The organism is Pseudomonas sp. B21-041 (genome assembly GCF_024748675.1).
Classification (GTDB): domain Bacteria; phylum Pseudomonadota; class Gammaproteobacteria; order Pseudomonadales; family Pseudomonadaceae; genus Aquipseudomonas; species Aquipseudomonas neuropathica.
Map to the genome: position 1 here is coordinate 2,051,173 of NZ_CP087175.1, position 14,918 is coordinate 2,066,090.

Below are 14,918 nucleotides of genomic sequence, written 5' to 3' on the forward strand. Positions count from 1 at the left end.
GCGCATGTGACCCGACCAAATCTGCCCGCGTCTTTCACAGACATCACGAGAGGTGCGTATGCACGATCCGTTTGAACAGTCTTTGCGCGACATGCTCAACGCTTCGCCGTCCAGCCGCGACGACGATGCGTGCCTGGGCCGCGTACTCAAAACCGCCAACCGCCAGGTTGGCGCCGGTGATCTGTTCAGCCTGCTGGGCCGCTGGCTGCCCGCGCTGATGATCGCCCTGAATAATGGATCGGCGCATGTCTCGCCGGTTTCCCGTCTTCGTAAACCTACCGCTCGCACTGCTGATAAGGCTGATTGAATATGGAACTTGATCTCTGGACTCAGAGCCTCGTCACTGCAATGACTGCGTTGTGGACCAAAGTCGCCAACTTCATCCCGAACCTGTTCGGCGCATTGGTCGTGCTGCTGTTGGGTTTCGTCGTGGCCAAGCTGCTCGATACCCTGCTGTCCAAACTGCTCGCCAAGCTCGGTCTTGATCGCCTGATGGGCGGCACCGGGCTGACCAAGTTGATGTCGCGCGCCGGGTTGCAAGTTCCGATCTCGACCCTGATCGGTAAAATCGTTTACTGGTTCGTTCTGCTGATTTTCCTGGTTTCTGCAGCAGAATCCCTTGGCCTTGAGCGAGTTTCGGCTACGCTGGATATGTTGGCGCTCTATTTGCCGAAAGTATTCGGCGCGGCGCTGGTGTTGCTGGTAGGTGTTTTGCTCGCGCAACTGGCCAATGGGCTGGTGCGCGGGGCGGCAGAAGGCGTCGGCCTGGACTACGCTTCGGGGCTTGGGCGAATTGCTCAGGGGCTGGTGATCATCATCAGCATCTCGGTCGCGATCAGTCAGCTTGAGGTCAAGACTGACCTGCTGAACCATGTGATCGTCATCGTTTTGATTACCGTTGGTCTGGCCGTTGCGCTGGCCATGGGTTTGGGAAGCCGGGAAATTGCCGGTCAGATTCTTGCGGGAATCTATGTGCGTGAGTTGTATCAGGTTGGGCAACAAGTGCGTGTTGGCGAGGTCGAAGGCCAGATCGAGGAGATCGGCACGGTTAAAACCACATTGCTGACCGATGAGGGTGAGCTAGTCTCTCTTTCCAATCGGATCCTGCTGGAACAGCATGTGAGTAGCCGCTAATCCGGCAAACCCTGCTAATGTATGCCGCCGCAAAATGCCAGCTGATGCTGGTTGCGGCGGACATTGACCTGACTGTCGGCACGACTTGTTTTGAATAAAGCCCAAACGCTATCCACGCGCTACGACCCCCGCGAGCTCTCTGATGAGGAGTTGGTCGCGCGCTCGCATACCGAGCTTTTTCACGTAACGCGCGCCTATGAAGAACTGATGCGGCGTTACCAGCGAACATTATTTAACGTTTGTGCGAGATATCTTGGGAACGATCGCGACGCAGACGATGTCTGTCAGGAAGTCATGTTGAAGGTGCTGTATGGCCTGAAGAACTTCGAGGGGAAATCGAAGTTCAAAACGTGGCTCTACAGCATCACGTACAACGAATGTATTACGCAGTATCGGAAGGAACGGCGAAAGCGTCGCTTGATGGACGCATTGAGTCTTGACCCCCTCGAGGAAGCGTCCGAAGAAAAGGCGCCGAAACCCGAGGAGAAGGGCGGGCTTGATCGCTGGCTGGTGTATGTGAACCCGATTGACCGCGAAATTCTGGTGCTTCGATTTGTCGCAGAGCTGGAATTTCAGGAGATCGCAGACATCATGCACATGGGTTTGAGTGCGACAAAAATGCGTTACAAACGTGCTCTAGATAAATTGCGTGAGAAATTTGCAGGCATTGCTGAAACTTAGTTCAGCGCAAATATCTCTTACGTGTAGGCAAGTTCTGATAGACTTGCCGCCGAGTTGTCCCCCGGTTTGCGGGACTGCTTCACAATCACCAGATGGGGATTTAACGGATGAAACTGAAAAACACCTTGGGCTTGGCCATTGGTTCTCTGATTGCCGCCACTTCGTTCGGCGCTCTGGCACAAGGCCAAGGCGCAGTTGAAATCGAAGGCTTCGCAAAGAAAGAACAATTCGACAGCGCTCGTAACTTCAAGAACAACGGCAACCTGTTCGGCGGCTCGATCGGTTACTTCCTGACCGACGACGTTGAACTGCGTCTGGGCTACGACGAAGTGCACAACGTACGTGCCGATGATGGCAAGAACGTAAAAGGCGCTAACACCGCTCTGGACGCTCTGTACCACTTCAACAACCCAGGCGACATGCTGCGTCCATACGTCTCGGCCGGTTTCTCCGACCAGAGCATCGACCAGAACGGTTCGAACGGTCGTAACCGTTCTACCTTCGCTAACGTTGGTGGCGGTGCCAAGCTGTACTTCACCGAGAACTTCTACGCCCGTGCTGGCGTTGAAGCTCAGTACAACATCGACCAGGGCGACACCGAGTGGGCTCCTAGCGTCGGTATCGGTGTGAACTTCGGTGGCGGCTCCAAGCCTGCTGCTGCTCCAGTTCCAGCACCAGCTGAAGTCTGCTCCGACAGCGACAACGATGGCGTTTGCGACAACGTTGACAAGTGCCCGGACACCCCAGCCAACGTAACTGTTGACGCTGACGGCTGCCCAGCAGTTGCTGAAGTTGTTCGTGTTGAGCTGGACGTTAAGTTCGACTTCGACAAGTCGGTTGTGAAGCCAAACAGCTACGGCGACATCAAAAACCTGGCTGACTTCATGAAGCAGTACCCATCCACCACCACTACTGTTGAAGGTCACACTGACTCCGTCGGTCCTGACGCTTACAACCAGAAACTGTCCGAGCGTCGTGCAAACGCCGTTAAGCAAGTTCTGACCAACCAGTACGGTGTTGAATCGTCCCGCGTTCAGTCTGTTGGCTACGGCGAATCCCGCCCAGTTGCTGACAACAAAACTGAAGCTGGCCGCGCTGTAAACCGTCGCGTAGAAGCGCAGGTTGAAGCTCAAGCTAAGTAATTAGCTGCCGCTCTGAGAAAAGCCCGGCTTAGGCCGGGCTTTTCTTTGCCTGCGATTTGGCTTTGCAGCTTTAAAAGATCGCAGCCTTCGGCAGCTCCTACAGGACCAATGCAGATCCAAAGTAGGAGCTGCCGCAGGCTGCGATCTTTTGATCTTCAACAACAGCCGCCACCGCCCCGATCACCAGAATCGCCGGGCTTTTCAATCCAAACGCACACGCATCATCACTCATACTCGCCAGATCACTCCGGCATTCGCGCTGCTCTGGCAACGATGCATTCTCGATCATCGCCACCGGCGTATCCGCCGCCATCCCGCCTGCCAGCAGTTGATCGCGAATCTCCCCCAGCTTGGCCACGCCCATATAAACCACCAGCGTCGTCCCCCCCTGTGCCAGCGCCTGCCAGTTCAACTGGCTGTCGTCCTGCGTGTGTGCAGTCACCAGCGTCACCCCGCGCGCCACACCGCGTAACGTCAGCGGAATATCGCACTGCGTCGCCCCGGCCAGCCCGGCGGTAATGCCATTGACCAGTTCCACCTCAACGCCTCTTTCACGCAGCCACTGCGCCTCTTCGCCACCTCGGCCGAAAATGCACGGATCGCCGCCCTTGAGCCGCACCACACACTTGCCATGGCGGGCATAGCGCAGCATCAGCCGATGGATAAACGCTTGCGGTGTCGAACGGCAGCCGCCGCGTTTACCCACTGCAATGATGTGGGCGTCAGGGCAGTGTTCCAGCACCGCGTCGTTGACCAGATCATCGATCAGCACCACATCGGCCTCGCGCAGGGCGCGTACCGCTTTGAGGGTCAGCAGTTCCGGATCACCAGGACCTGCACCCACCAGCCAGACTTTTGCGTTCATGGTGTTTTCCTCATCAGATGACGGCGGCTGGCTGCACGTCGGCAGCCAGTAAGCGTTTTATTTCCGGGACGCACGATCCGCATTGCGTGCCGCAGCCCAGTTGGTTTTTCAAGCCCTGCAGATCCAGGCCTTGGCGAATGCCGGCGCAGACCGCGTTGAGGCTGACGTTCTTGCAGTTGCACAGGGTTTTATCCACAGCCATTTGCGCCCCGACACTGCCCGGCGGCGCACTCATTGGCGCCAATAGCCAGCGCCGCAGTTGCTCATCCGCACGGCCTTCCAGCCACAACCCTTGCAGCCAATGCTGAGCGAGGGTTTCACCGGCTAACCGGATAGCAGTGATCCGGCCGTTTTCAATGCGCACGCGTTTGCCAATGGCGCGGCGAGGATCGTCATAGGCCAATACCGGGCCGTCGATCAGTGACAGGCATTGGTCGATTTCACCGAGCAATTGCGCATTCGGAGCTTCGCTGCTGGCCGCGCGTATCAGCAATGCCGATCGTTCACGTCCGACAAGGCTGAGACTCACGTAGGAAAATGCCTCACAGAGCGGTCGTAGCGTCTCGAAATGCCGTTGAACATCACCCTCGATCAGTGCGAAAAGTTGCCACGGCAGATTGACCGGCTCGAGGCGCACACCGCTGTGTTTGAGTTCCGGTTGCTTCGACAGCGGATCAAAGTCCGGCAGGGTCAGGCTGTTCACACCGCCCTTGAGAAAACGGTCGCCCCAGTGCATCGGCAGAAACGCTTGCCCCGGACGTACGCTGTCATCGCTGCCAACCGCGACGATTACCGCGCCGCGACGACTTTTAAGGTTGACCAGATCGCCCGGCTGCAAACGATGCCGGCGCATTTCGTCCGGGTGCAGGCTCAACACCGCTTCGCTGACATGCCCGAACAATTGCGCTGCCGTGCCAGTGCGGCTCATACCGTGCCATTGATCGCGCAAGCGGCCAGTGATCAACGTCAGTGGAAAGCGAGCATCGCGCTGCTCTTTGGCGGCGCGATACGGATCGGCAATAAACTGAGCCCGACCGTTGGCCGTAGGAAAAATACCGTCCTCGTACAGTCGTGGCGTTCCTTGCCGCGCTCCGACAGGGAAGGGCCATTGCTGCGGTCCGATCTCGTCGATCAGCGTGTGGCTGATCCCGGACATATCCAGATCCCGTCCACGCGTCAGCCCTTTGAATTCATCGAACAACTGCGCAGGTTGGTTAAACGTAAACAGGCTCGACTCAGCGGGACGCAGACGTTTCTCCAGACGTTGTGCGAAATCTACCGTGATCTCCCAGTCCGGCCGCGCCTCACCCGGTGGGAGGATGGCTTTACGCACGTGGGAAATGCGTCGCTCGGAATTGGTCACCGAGCCTTCTTTCTCGCCCCAACTGGCGGCGGGTAGCAGGAGATCGGCGAATGCAGCGGTTTCGGTGGTGCGAAAGGCTTCTTGCAGAACCACAAACGGGCAGGTCTCAAGCGCTGTTCGCACAGCATGTTGGTCCGGCATCGATTGTGCAGGGTTGGTGCAGGCAATCCACAACGCCTTGATCTTGCCGTTGCGCACTTGCTCGAACAGTTCGATGGCACTGAGACCGGTACTTTCCGGCAACCGATCAACGCCCCAATATGCCGCTACTTCGGCGCGATGTTCAGGGTTGGCCGCGTCTCGATGGCCCGGCAACAGATTCGACAAACTGCCCGTTTCGCGCCCGCCCATGGCATTCGGCTGACCGGTGAGGGAGAAAGGTCCTGCACCCGGACGGCCGATTTGCCCGGTGGCTAAATGCAGATTGATCAGCGCGCTGTTCTTCGCGCTGCCAGCGGTGGACTGGTTCAGGCCCATGCACCACAGCGACAGAAAACTCGGCGAGGTGCCCACCCATTCCGCGCATTGCTGCAATTGCTCGACACTGATCCCGCACAGTTGCGAAACCATCTGCGGGGTGTAATCACGGACTAGATTTTTCAAGTCGGCGAGGCCATCGGTGTGCGCCTTGATGAAGTCACGGTCGATCCAGTCTTCCCACAACAACAGATGCAAAATCCCATGAAATAAAGCGACATCTGTGCCCGGCAGAATCGCCAAGTGCAAATCGGCAAGATCGCAGGTATCGGTGCGCCGTGGATCAATGACGATGACTTTCATCTGCGGGCGGCGGGATTTTGCCTCTTCCAGCCGACGGAAAAGTACCGGATGGGCGTAGGCCATGTTACTGCCGACGATCATCACGCAATCGCTGAGTTCCAGATCCTCATAGCTGCACGGCGGGGCGTCGGCGCCGAGGCTGCGCTTGTAGCCGACCACCGCTGAAGACATGCACAGGCGCGAATTGCTGTCGATGTTGTTGGTCCCGACCAACGCCCGCGCCAGTTTGTTGAAGGCGTAATAGTCCTCGGTCAGCAACTGCCCGGAGATATAGAACGCCACGCTGTCCGGGCCGTGCTCGGCAATGGTCTCGGCGAACACGTTGGCAGCGTGTTCCAGTGCCGTATCCCAATCCGTTCGGCTGCGCGCCAGGCCTTTGCCCAGACGCAGTTCCGGGTACAGCGCGCGGGCTGCCAGGTCGCCGGTCAGGTGCAGGGTCGAGCCTTTGCTGCACAGTTTGCCGAAGTTGGCCGGGTGCGCCGGATCGCCGCTGACGCCGAGGATGCGCTCGCCGTCATGCTCGATCAGCACGCCGCAGCCGACCCCGCAATAACAGCAGGTCGAGGCGGTCGTCTGGCGGCTCATCAGATGGCGTCCCGCAGGGCCAGTTGCACACGACCGTTTTCGACCCGTGCCGGGTGATGGTGCGCGCAACCGATATCCGGCGCCTGAGCTTCGCCAGATTCGAGGTCGATTTGCCAGTTGTGCAGCGGGCAGGCCACACGTTTGCCGTAGATCAAACCTTGCGACAATGGCCCGCCCTTGTGCGGGCAGCGGTCGTCGAGGGCGAAAACCTCATCGTCGCTTGTACGAAAAATCGCGATGTCACCTTTCGGCCCGGCAATGATTCGCGAACCGAGGGCATTGATCTCGTCGAGAGCGCAGATATCTAGCCAGTTCATGCCGGCACCTCCAGATTCTTCACAGGGATCACATCGAATTCTTTCTTCAGTTGCGGCTGCGCCAGACGCTCTTTCCAAGGGTCTTGCTCGAACGACAGAGAGAATTGCAGGCGCTCGTTCAGGGCCTTGCGACGCTCGGGGTCTTCGAGCACGGCTTTCTTGATGTGCTCCATGCCGACCCGTTGCAGGTAGTGCACGGTGCGTTCGAGGTAGAAGGCTTCTTCGCGGTAGAGCTGCAGGAACGCGCCGTTGTATTCGCGGACTTCCTCGGCGGTTTTCAGCTTGACGAAAAACTCAGCGACCTCGGTTTTGATTCCGCCGTTACCGCCGATGTACATCTCCCAACCGGAGTCGACACCGATAATTCCTACGTCTTTGATCCCCGCTTCCGAGCAGTTGCGTGGGCAACCGGAGACGGCGAGTTTCACTTTGTGCGGCGACCACATGTTGAACAGATCGTGCTCGAGCTCGATGCCCAGTTGTGTCGAGTTTTGCGTGCCGAAGCGGCAGAACTCGCTGCCGACGCAGGTCTTCACGGTACGGATGGATTTGCCGTAGGCATGCCCGGACGGCATGTCGAGGTCTTTCCAGACGCCGGGCAAGTCCTGCTTCTTGATGCCGAGCAAGTCGATGCGCTGACCGCCGGTGACCTTGACCATCGGCACGTTGTACTTGTCGGCCACGTCGGCAATCCGCCGCAGTTCCGAAGGATTGGTCACGCCGCCCCACATCCGTGGTACCACCGAATACGTGCCGTCCTTCTGGATGTTGGCGTGTGCACGCTCGTTGATCAGGCGCGATTGCGGATCGTCCTTGGCTTCGCCGGGCCAGGTGGAAATCAGGTAATAGTTGAGGGCCGGGCGGCAGGTGGCGCAGCCGTTCGGCGTGCGCCAATTGAGGTAGCTCATGGTCCCGGCGATGGTCAGCAGATGCTGTTCGCGAATAGCCTGGCGGATCTGGCCGTGGTTGAGATCGCTGCAACCGCAGATGGCTTTTTCGCTTTTCGGTTTGACGTCCGCCGCGCCGCCGACGGTGTTGATCAGGATCTGTTCGACTAGCCCGGCGCACGAGCCGCAGGAGCTGGCCGCTTTGGTATGTTTCTTCACCTCGTCGACGCTGAACAGGCCGTGTTCCTGAATGGCTTTGACGATGGTGCCTTTGCACACGCCGTTGCAACCGCAGACTTCGGCGCTGTCGGCCATGACCATGGCTTTGTCCTGGCCCTGATGTCCTACGTCTCCGAGTGCGTTTTCTCCGAACATCAGGTGATCACGGATCTCGCCGATGGCGTGATTCTCACGAATCTGCCGGAAATACCAACCGCCATCTGCCGTATCGCCGTACAGACAGGCGCCGACTAGCACGTCATCCTTGATCACCAGTTTTTTGTACACGCCGCCAATCGGGTCGGAGAGGGTGATGGTTTCCGTGCCTTCGCCGCCCATGAAATCGCCGGCAGAAAACAGATCGATGCCGGTGACTTTCAATTTGGTCGAGGTCACCGAACCCTGATAACGGGCGAAACCCAGTTGTGCGAGGTGGTTGGCGCAGACCTTGGCCTGTTCGAACAACGGCGCGACCAGACCGTAGGCAATGCCGCGGTGGCTGGCGCACTCGCCGATGGCATAAATGCGCGGGTCGTAGGTTTGCAGCGTGTCGTTGACCAGAATCCCGCGATTGCACGGGATGCCGGCCTTTTCCGCCAATTCTGTGTTGGGACGAATACCGGCAGCCATTACCACCAGATCGGCGGGGATGATGTCGCCGTTCTTGAACTGCACCGAGCCGACCCGGCCATTGCCTGCGTCGTGCAGCGCCTGAGTCTGTTCGCACAGACGGAAGTGCAGGCCACGGGATTCAAGGGCGTTTTGCAGCAGTTGGCCGCTGGTTTTGTCGAGTTGACGTTCCAGTAACCACTCACCGATGTGCACCACGGTGACGTGCATGCCGCGCAGCATCAGGCCATTGGCGGCTTCGAGACCGAGCAGACCACCACCGATGACCACCGCGTGTTTGTGGGTTTTGGCGGTGTCGATCATGGCTTGGGTGTCGGCGATGTCGCGGTAACCGATCACCCCGTGCAAGGTGTTGCCGGGGATCGGCAGGATGAACGGCGTCGAGCCGGTGGCGATCAGCAGGCGATCGTATTCGGCTTCGGTGCCGTCCTCGGCGATCACCCGGCGTTTGACCCGGTCGATCTCCACCACTTTGCGGTTGAGCAGCAACTTGATGTTGTTTTCCAGGTACCAGTCGAGGTCGTTGAGGACGATCTCTTCGAAGGTCTGCTCACCGGCCAGCACCGGCGACAACAGGATGCGGTTGTAGTTGGTGTGCGGTTCGGCGCCGAAGACCGTGATGTCGTACAGCTCGTTGCTCAGCTTGAGCAGTTCTTCCAGGGTGCGGACCCCGGCCATGCCATTGCCGATCATCACCAGTTTGAGTTTTTTCATCAGGTTCTCCGGGAGCTGCGGCTGGCCTCTTGTGGGCAGTCAGGCCTTGCTCGACAAATTTTGCGCAAACAAAAAAAGGCGTCCCGCTAGTTGCCTAGCGAGGACGCCTTTGTCCTGGTCCCGTTCTCTCGGGAAGCGCAGCCTTCGTCGTTGAAGGTTGGGCTTTATGTGTGTGTTGGTTGGGTTAATGCAGTGGTTGTGCCAAGTGGGGGAATGGCGTGTTTATTGGGCGGGAGCGGTAATTGACGGGGATTTTTTGCACCGAATCGACGCGGGTTGCTCGTTCGTGGGGCATTCAGGCAGACAGAATTGTTGTGATTGGGCTGACGTCATCGCGAGCAGGCTCACTCCTACAGGGGAACGCATTTCAAATTGTAGGAGTGAGCCTGGCGATGCGGTGTCAGCCGTGAAACAACAAAACCAGCAGCACCAGATTCCCCAGCAGAGCCACGATCGCCATCGTCCGCCACACCTTCAACGGCTCACGCTCCAATAATGGTCTGGGCCGCACACTCAAACTGCGCCGCTCGCCCTGCTCCAGCACCAGCAACCACTCTTCAGCCGTTTCAAACCGTTGCTGCGGATCAGCCGCCACCCCGCGCTCCAGACTCTGCGCCAGCCATTCCGGCAGATCCGGCCGAAATCGACTGGCACTCACTGCCACAGCAAATCGCGGCCGCTGAAACGCTTCGATCTCGCCATAGGGAAAATGCCCGGTGAGCAAGAAATACAGGGTCACACCGACCGCATACAAATCCTGCTGCACATTCGGCGGATCCCCACGAAACGCTTCCGGGGCAATATAGCTGGGCGTTCCCGGCAACGTTGACGGCGCGTCTTCGGACAAGCCTGGGCAGTACGCCAGGCCAAAATCCAGCAGACGCAATTCGCCGTCGTCGCCCACGTGCAGATTTTCCGGTTTGATGTCCCGGTGCAGGATCTGCCGCCGATGCAGCAGCCCGACCGCACGCAACAGGCGCTCGGCGATGTCCTGCCACTGTGCCAACGACAACGGGCCTGACTGTTGAAACAGCTGCGCCAGCGTCGCCCCGGAATATTCCCGCATCACGTAGTACAAATGCTGACGCTGCTGGCAGGCATGGACTTCAGGAAAGTGGCGACCGGCTACGCGTTTCAGAAACCATTCCTCGGACAACAGTGCTTGCCCGGCGTAGGAATCATCGGCGGAACGCGTGGGTAGGGTTTTCAGAAGCCACGTCTGACCTTGTCCATCAATCACCCGATACAGCAGCGATTGCTGGCTCTGAGCGACAACGTCCAGCACTTGCCAGCCTTCGAACGACTGACCGGGTTTCAACGGTGGCGGCAGGGGCCATTGCTGCAGATGAATCAGCGCATCGCCGATACTGGCCTCACCCAAAGCATCCACCCGCACCAGCAAAGCACTGGCATTGTCCTGGCTCCCCGCCAGATGCGCGGCGTTGACCAGCGTCTGCGCGGCACTGTGCAGATCTGGTTGATCACGCAGAATCGCCGCAATAGCGGTATCGCCGAGTGTCGACCAGACACCGTCACTGAGCAAAACAAAGCACTCGCCGTCGCGCAGTTCGCCATCAAGGAAGTCCAGCACCAGATGCTGATCCAGCCCTAGCGCACGCTTGAGCACATGCTGCATGCCCGGCTGATCCCAGACGTGGTCTTCGCTGATTCGCTGCAAGCTGTCGGCGTGCCAGCGATACACCCGGCAATCGCCGACGTGGGCGAGGGTGAAACGCCGACCACGCATGACCAAGGCGCTGACTGTGGTGAGCAACGGTTGCCCACCACCGTTGGCCTGCAACCAGCGGTTTTGCGCGAGCAGCAGGCGATCCAGTGCCTGGGCCACGCTCCAGGTTTCCGGTGTGGCGTAGTAGTCCAGCGCCAAGGCTTGCAAGGTTGAACGCGCGGCCAGTCCGCCATCGGCACACTGGCTGACGCCATCGGCGATAGCGAACAGATAACCCTTGCTCGCCGCCAGCGCCGGCGCGGGCGTGACCAGACGCATAGCGTCCTGATTCTCCGCGCGCGGGCCGGTGGCGCTGGCTTCGGCAAAGCTCAGTTGCAGGGCCATCGAAGGTTCAGACCCGCGCCGCCGTCACTGCCGCCGAACCCCAGGTGGTTCTCCAGCGACGCTTGACGCCGTGCAGGCCAAACCACGCCAGCACGCCAAGGCTGGCGAACAACCACAACGCCAACTGATAGCTGCCGGTGCTCTGCTTGATCGCGCCCATACCGGCGGCCAAGGCAAAACCGCCGATGCCGCCGGCCATGCCGATCAGCCCGGTCATCACGCCGATCTCCAGACGAAAACGCTGCGGTACCAGTTGGAAAACGGCGCCGTTGCCGGCGCCCAGACCGAGCATGGTGCAGACGAAAAGTGCCAGCGCGGCGTAGGAACTTGGCAGGTTGAAACCGACGGCCGCGATGCAGACGGCAGCGACGGTGTACATCGCCAGCAAGGTGCGGATGCCACCGAAACGGTCAGCCAGGGCGCCACCCAATGGCCGCATCAAACTGCCGCCGAACACGCAGGCTGCGGTGTAGTAGCCTGCGGTCACCGGGCTCAAACCGTACTGATCGTTGAAGTAGCCGGGCAGGGCGCTGGCCAGGCCGATAAAGCCGCCGAAGGTCACGCTGTAAAAAAACATGAACCACCAACTGTCACGGTCGCCCAGGGCTTTGAAGTAGTCAGCCATGGCTTTGGCTTTCGGCCGCTCAGGGGCGTTTTTTGCCAGCCAGGCGAACAGCACCAGGGTCAGAATCAGCGGGATCAGGGCGAAACCGAAGACATTGCTCCAGCCGAACGCGGCGGCGAGCACCGGCGCGAGCAGCGCGGCGAACACCGTGCCGGAGTTGCCCGCACCGGCAATGCCCATGGCTTTGCCCTGATGCTGCGGCGGGTACCACTGCGACGCCAGCGGCAGTGCAACAGCAAACGACGCGCCGGCCATGCCGAGAAACAGGCCGAGTATCAGCGCCTGTTCATAACTGTGGATGCCGAGTTTCCAGGCGCCGAACAGCGCACAGATGACGATGACCTGGCCAATCAGGCCGGCGGTTTTCGGCGACAGCCGATCGGCGAGCATGCCCATCACAAAACGCAGCACCGCGCCGGCGAGGATCGGCGTGGCGACGACGAGACCGCGTTGTTGCGTGGTTAGCTGCAGGTCGGCGGCAATCTGCACCGCCAGCGGGCCGAGCAGGTACCAGACCATGAAGCTCAGGTCGAAATACAGGAAGGCTGCGAACAATGTCGGGGTGTGGCCGGATTTCCAGAAGCTTGAATTCATCGCGCACCTCAGCTGAAAAGAGTCTCGAAAGGAGTCATGCAACAGCAGGTGGGGCGCCGCCACGGCCGCACCACCGGCCCCGGGCTGTGGGGCCAAAACGCAAAAACGCCGCTACCTGATGCGCCGGTTGGGCGAACGGGTGAGCGACGTCTTTGTCGTAGGTGGGGCAACCGCCGTTGGTTACCTGTGCGTTTTACTTAGCGAGATTTGTGCCAACAGCCGGAAAATCAAAAGCCCCTCACCCTAACCCTCCCGAAACGTCGGACCGCCCAGAGGGAGAGGGGACTGACCATGTTGTTCCAACGAATTCAGCGACCTGAAAGACCGAGTCGATTATGGATTCACAGCAGAAATCACAGGTCGGTGTACTTCGTGAGCATCCCCCAATCGGTCCCCTCTCCCTCTGGGAGAGGGCTAGGGTGAGGGGCTCTTAAGCTGTCAGAACACCTCAGCCCAATAACTCACTCATCGCAATAATCTGCTCCGCCACCTGAATCAGCTTCTGCTGGCGGCTCATGGCCTGGCGCCGCATCAGGGTGTACGCCTCTTCCTCATTGCACTCCTTCATCCTCATCAACAACCCCTTGGCCAGCTCAATACGCTTACGTTCAGCCAGTTGCTGATCACGCGCCTGCAGCTGCGCACGCAACGCCTGATCACTCTCGAAACGCGCCATCGCCACATCGAGAATCGGCTGTAAACGTTGTGCGTGAATGCCTTCGACGATGTACGCACTGACCCCTGACTTGATCGCCTGGCGCATCACCCCCGGATCATGCTCGTCGGTAAACATCACGATCGGCCGTGGTTGGTCGCGGCTGACCAGCACCACTTGCTCCATGACATCGCGGCTCGGTGACTCGGTATCGATCAGGATCACGTCAGGGCGCACCGTTTCGACGCGCGCGGGCAGGTCGATGGTCAGGCCGGACTCGTCGATCACCTCGAAACCGGCCTCGGTCAACGCAGCTTTCAGGCGACCGACTTTTTTCGCTGTGTCGTTGATCAACAGAATGCGCAACATGTTCGCGGTCTCCTGTCAGCGGCGGGCGAGAAGGGGGGCGTCGTCGTTCAACGCGTGCAACTTGAAACTGCGCGCGTAAGCGGCCGGGTCACTGCCGTCCCAGACCTTGCCGTCGAGCAACTGACTGCTGCGCATGTCGGTGCCCCATGCGGCGACGCTGACAGCGGTGGCGGCGTCGCGGTAGACGTCCAGCCGCTGAACCTGGCGGGCGACGGCGAGGTAATCCGGATCCTCACGCAGCAAGCCCCAGCGGCGGAACTGGGTCATGAACCACATGCCGTCCGACAGATACGGCAGATTCACTTCGCCGTTACCGTGAAAGCGCAGCGCGTGCGGATCCTGCCAGCGATTGCCGAGGCCATCGGCATAGTCACCGAGAAAACGCGGTTCGATGCACGCCACTGGCGCATCGAGATATTCCGGCGCGCTAAGCAACTGCGCGGTGCTGCGGCGGTTTTCCGGGCTTTCTTCGATGAAGCGGCTGGCTTCAAGGATCGCCATCACCAGCGCTCGTGCGGTGTTCGGGTATTGCTCGACAAATTCGCGAGTGCAGCCAAGGACTTTTTCCGGGTGATCGGGCCAGATGGTCTGGCTGGTGGCCAGGGTGAAACCAAGATCCTGCTGCACCGCGCTGGCCGCCCAAGGCTCGCCGACACAAAAACCGTCGATACGCCCGGCTTGCAGGTGCGCGACCATTTGTGGCGGCGGCACCACCACGCTGTCGACATCCTGAAGTGGATGAATGCCCTGACTCGCCAGCCAGTAATACAGCCACATCGCGTGCGTGCCCGTGGGGAAGGTCTGCGCGAAAGTCAGTTTTGCGCGGCTTTGGTGCACGTGGCGGTCCAGCGCTTCAGGACTGCTCACGCCAAGGTTTTGCAGACCGTGGGAGAGGTTGAGGCTCTGGCCGTTCTGATTCAGGCCCATCAACACGGCCATATCGGTCGGGGCGATACCGCCGATGCCCAGGTGCACTGCGTAGATCAGCCCATACAGACTGTGCGCGGCGTCCAGTTCACCGCTGACCAGTTTGTCGCGCAAATTGGCCCAGGATGTCTGGCGCTTGAGGTTCAGCGTCAATCCGTAAGGCTGGGCGAAGCCCTGTGTGGCTGCGACCACCACCGACGCGCAATCGCTCAGGGCCATGAAGCCGAGGTTGATCGCGCTTTTTTCCGGGGCATCGCTGCCATTGACCCAGGCCAGTGGCCCTACCGAAGGTTCATTCATCCAACGTACCTCGAAAAAAAAAGCGCCGCCGCGGACTTTGCGCAGGCAAAACCCGGGACG

The 14,918-nt window shown here is 59.6% G+C and carries 12 protein-coding genes; 4 read left to right on the forward strand and 8 right to left on the reverse strand.

Going from position 1 to position 14,918, the window contains the following annotated elements; translation table 11 throughout:
- The first annotated feature begins 58 nt into the window (after window positions 1-58).
- The 4 genes from LOY43_RS09170 (at window position 59) to LOY43_RS09185 (ending at window position 2,957) form a co-directional block, all read left to right on the forward strand.
- Entirely contained in the window at window positions 59-307 is a 249-nt protein-coding gene (locus tag LOY43_RS09170; protein ID WP_008076827.1) for a hypothetical protein, read from the forward strand.
- Between the two features lie 2 nt (window positions 308-309).
- Window positions 310-1,134: a mechanosensitive ion channel family protein gene (locus LOY43_RS09175; protein ID WP_007916401.1), complete on the forward strand. Its 825-nt coding sequence runs from the start codon at window positions 310-312 to the stop codon at window positions 1,132-1,134.
- 90 nt (window positions 1,135-1,224) lie between these two features.
- Window positions 1,225-1,815, forward strand: coding sequence for an RNA polymerase sigma factor SigX (sigX, locus tag LOY43_RS09180; protein ID WP_011333251.1), 591 nt, complete (start codon window positions 1,225-1,227; stop codon window positions 1,813-1,815).
- Between the two features lie 107 nt (window positions 1,816-1,922).
- A complete protein-coding gene (locus LOY43_RS09185) occupies window positions 1,923-2,957 on the forward strand; it encodes an OmpA family protein (protein WP_095047746.1) in 1,035 nt (344 codons plus the stop codon).
- 97 nt (window positions 2,958-3,054) lie between these two features.
- On the opposite strand, the gene cobA is transcribed toward LOY43_RS09185, so the two are convergent.
- From cobA to LOY43_RS09225, 8 genes are all read right to left on the reverse strand, one after another.
- Window positions 3,055-3,822, reverse strand: coding sequence for a uroporphyrinogen-III C-methyltransferase (gene cobA / locus LOY43_RS09190; protein ID WP_258709495.1), 768 nt, complete (start codon window positions 3,820-3,822; stop codon window positions 3,055-3,057).
- Between the two features lie 13 nt (window positions 3,823-3,835).
- Window positions 3,836-6,550, reverse strand: a complete 2,715-nt coding sequence (locus tag LOY43_RS09195; protein WP_258709496.1) for a nitrate reductase — start codon at window positions 6,548-6,550, stop codon at window positions 3,836-3,838.
- On the reverse strand, window positions 6,550-6,867 hold the full coding sequence (nirD, locus tag LOY43_RS09200; protein ID WP_016985592.1) for a nitrite reductase small subunit NirD: 318 nt from the start codon (window positions 6,865-6,867) through the stop codon (window positions 6,550-6,552). The genes LOY43_RS09195 and nirD overlap by 1 nt, the downstream gene beginning before the upstream one ends.
- Window positions 6,864-9,317, reverse strand: coding sequence for a nitrite reductase large subunit NirB (nirB, locus tag LOY43_RS09205; RefSeq protein WP_095124897.1), 2,454 nt, complete (start codon window positions 9,315-9,317; stop codon window positions 6,864-6,866). Before nirB ends, nirD begins: the two co-directional genes overlap by 4 nt.
- 400 nt (window positions 9,318-9,717) lie before the next feature.
- Window positions 9,718-11,388, reverse strand: a complete 1,671-nt coding sequence (locus LOY43_RS09210; RefSeq protein ID WP_258709497.1) for a bifunctional protein-serine/threonine kinase/phosphatase — start codon at window positions 11,386-11,388, stop codon at window positions 9,718-9,720.
- A 7-nt stretch (window positions 11,389-11,395) separates the two neighbouring features.
- Window positions 11,396-12,607 (reverse strand): NarK/NasA family nitrate transporter, encoded by a 1,212-nt coding sequence (locus tag LOY43_RS09215; RefSeq protein ID WP_095047741.1) that lies wholly within the window; start codon window positions 12,605-12,607, stop codon window positions 11,396-11,398.
- A gap of 448 nt (window positions 12,608-13,055) precedes the next feature.
- The gene (locus tag LOY43_RS09220; protein WP_095124894.1) at window positions 13,056-13,631 is read right to left on the reverse strand and encodes an ANTAR domain-containing response regulator; all 576 of its coding nucleotides are present in this window, start codon (window positions 13,629-13,631) and stop codon (window positions 13,056-13,058) included.
- Between the two features lie 15 nt (window positions 13,632-13,646).
- The gene (locus LOY43_RS09225; RefSeq protein ID WP_095047740.1) at window positions 13,647-14,858 is read right to left on the reverse strand and encodes a CmpA/NrtA family ABC transporter substrate-binding protein; all 1,212 of its coding nucleotides are present in this window, start codon (window positions 14,856-14,858) and stop codon (window positions 13,647-13,649) included.
- Between the last annotated feature and the right edge of the window lie 60 nt (window positions 14,859-14,918).

Coding starts and splice junctions, on each gene's coding strand:
- LOY43_RS09170 (WP_008076827.1), top strand. CDS start 59: ATGCACGATCCGTTTGAACAGTCTTTGCGCGACATGCTCAACGCTTCG.
- LOY43_RS09175 (WP_007916401.1), top strand. CDS start 310: ATGGAACTTGATCTCTGGACTCAGAGCCTCGTCACTGCAATGACTGCG.
- LOY43_RS09185 (WP_095047746.1), top strand. CDS start 1,923: ATGAAACTGAAAAACACCTTGGGCTTGGCCATTGGTTCTCTGATTGCC.
- cobA (WP_258709495.1), bottom strand. CDS start 3,822: ATGAACGCAAAAGTCTGGCTGGTGGGTGCAGGTCCTGGTGATCCGGAA.
- LOY43_RS09195 (WP_258709496.1), bottom strand. CDS start 6,550: ATGAGCCGCCAGACGACCGCCTCGACCTGCTGTTATTGCGGGGTCGGC.
- nirD (WP_016985592.1), bottom strand. CDS start 6,867: ATGAACTGGCTAGATATCTGCGCTCTCGACGAGATCAATGCCCTCGGT.
- nirB (WP_095124897.1), bottom strand. CDS start 9,317: ATGAAAAAACTCAAACTGGTGATGATCGGCAATGGCATGGCCGGGGTC.
- LOY43_RS09210 (WP_258709497.1), bottom strand. CDS start 11,388: ATGGCCCTGCAACTGAGCTTTGCCGAAGCCAGCGCCACCGGCCCGCGC.
- LOY43_RS09215 (WP_095047741.1), bottom strand. CDS start 12,607: ATGAATTCAAGCTTCTGGAAATCCGGCCACACCCCGACATTGTTCGCA.
- LOY43_RS09220 (WP_095124894.1), bottom strand. CDS start 13,631: ATGTTGCGCATTCTGTTGATCAACGACACAGCGAAAAAAGTCGGTCGC.
- LOY43_RS09225 (WP_095047740.1), bottom strand. CDS start 14,858: ATGAATGAACCTTCGGTAGGGCCACTGGCCTGGGTCAATGGCAGCGAT.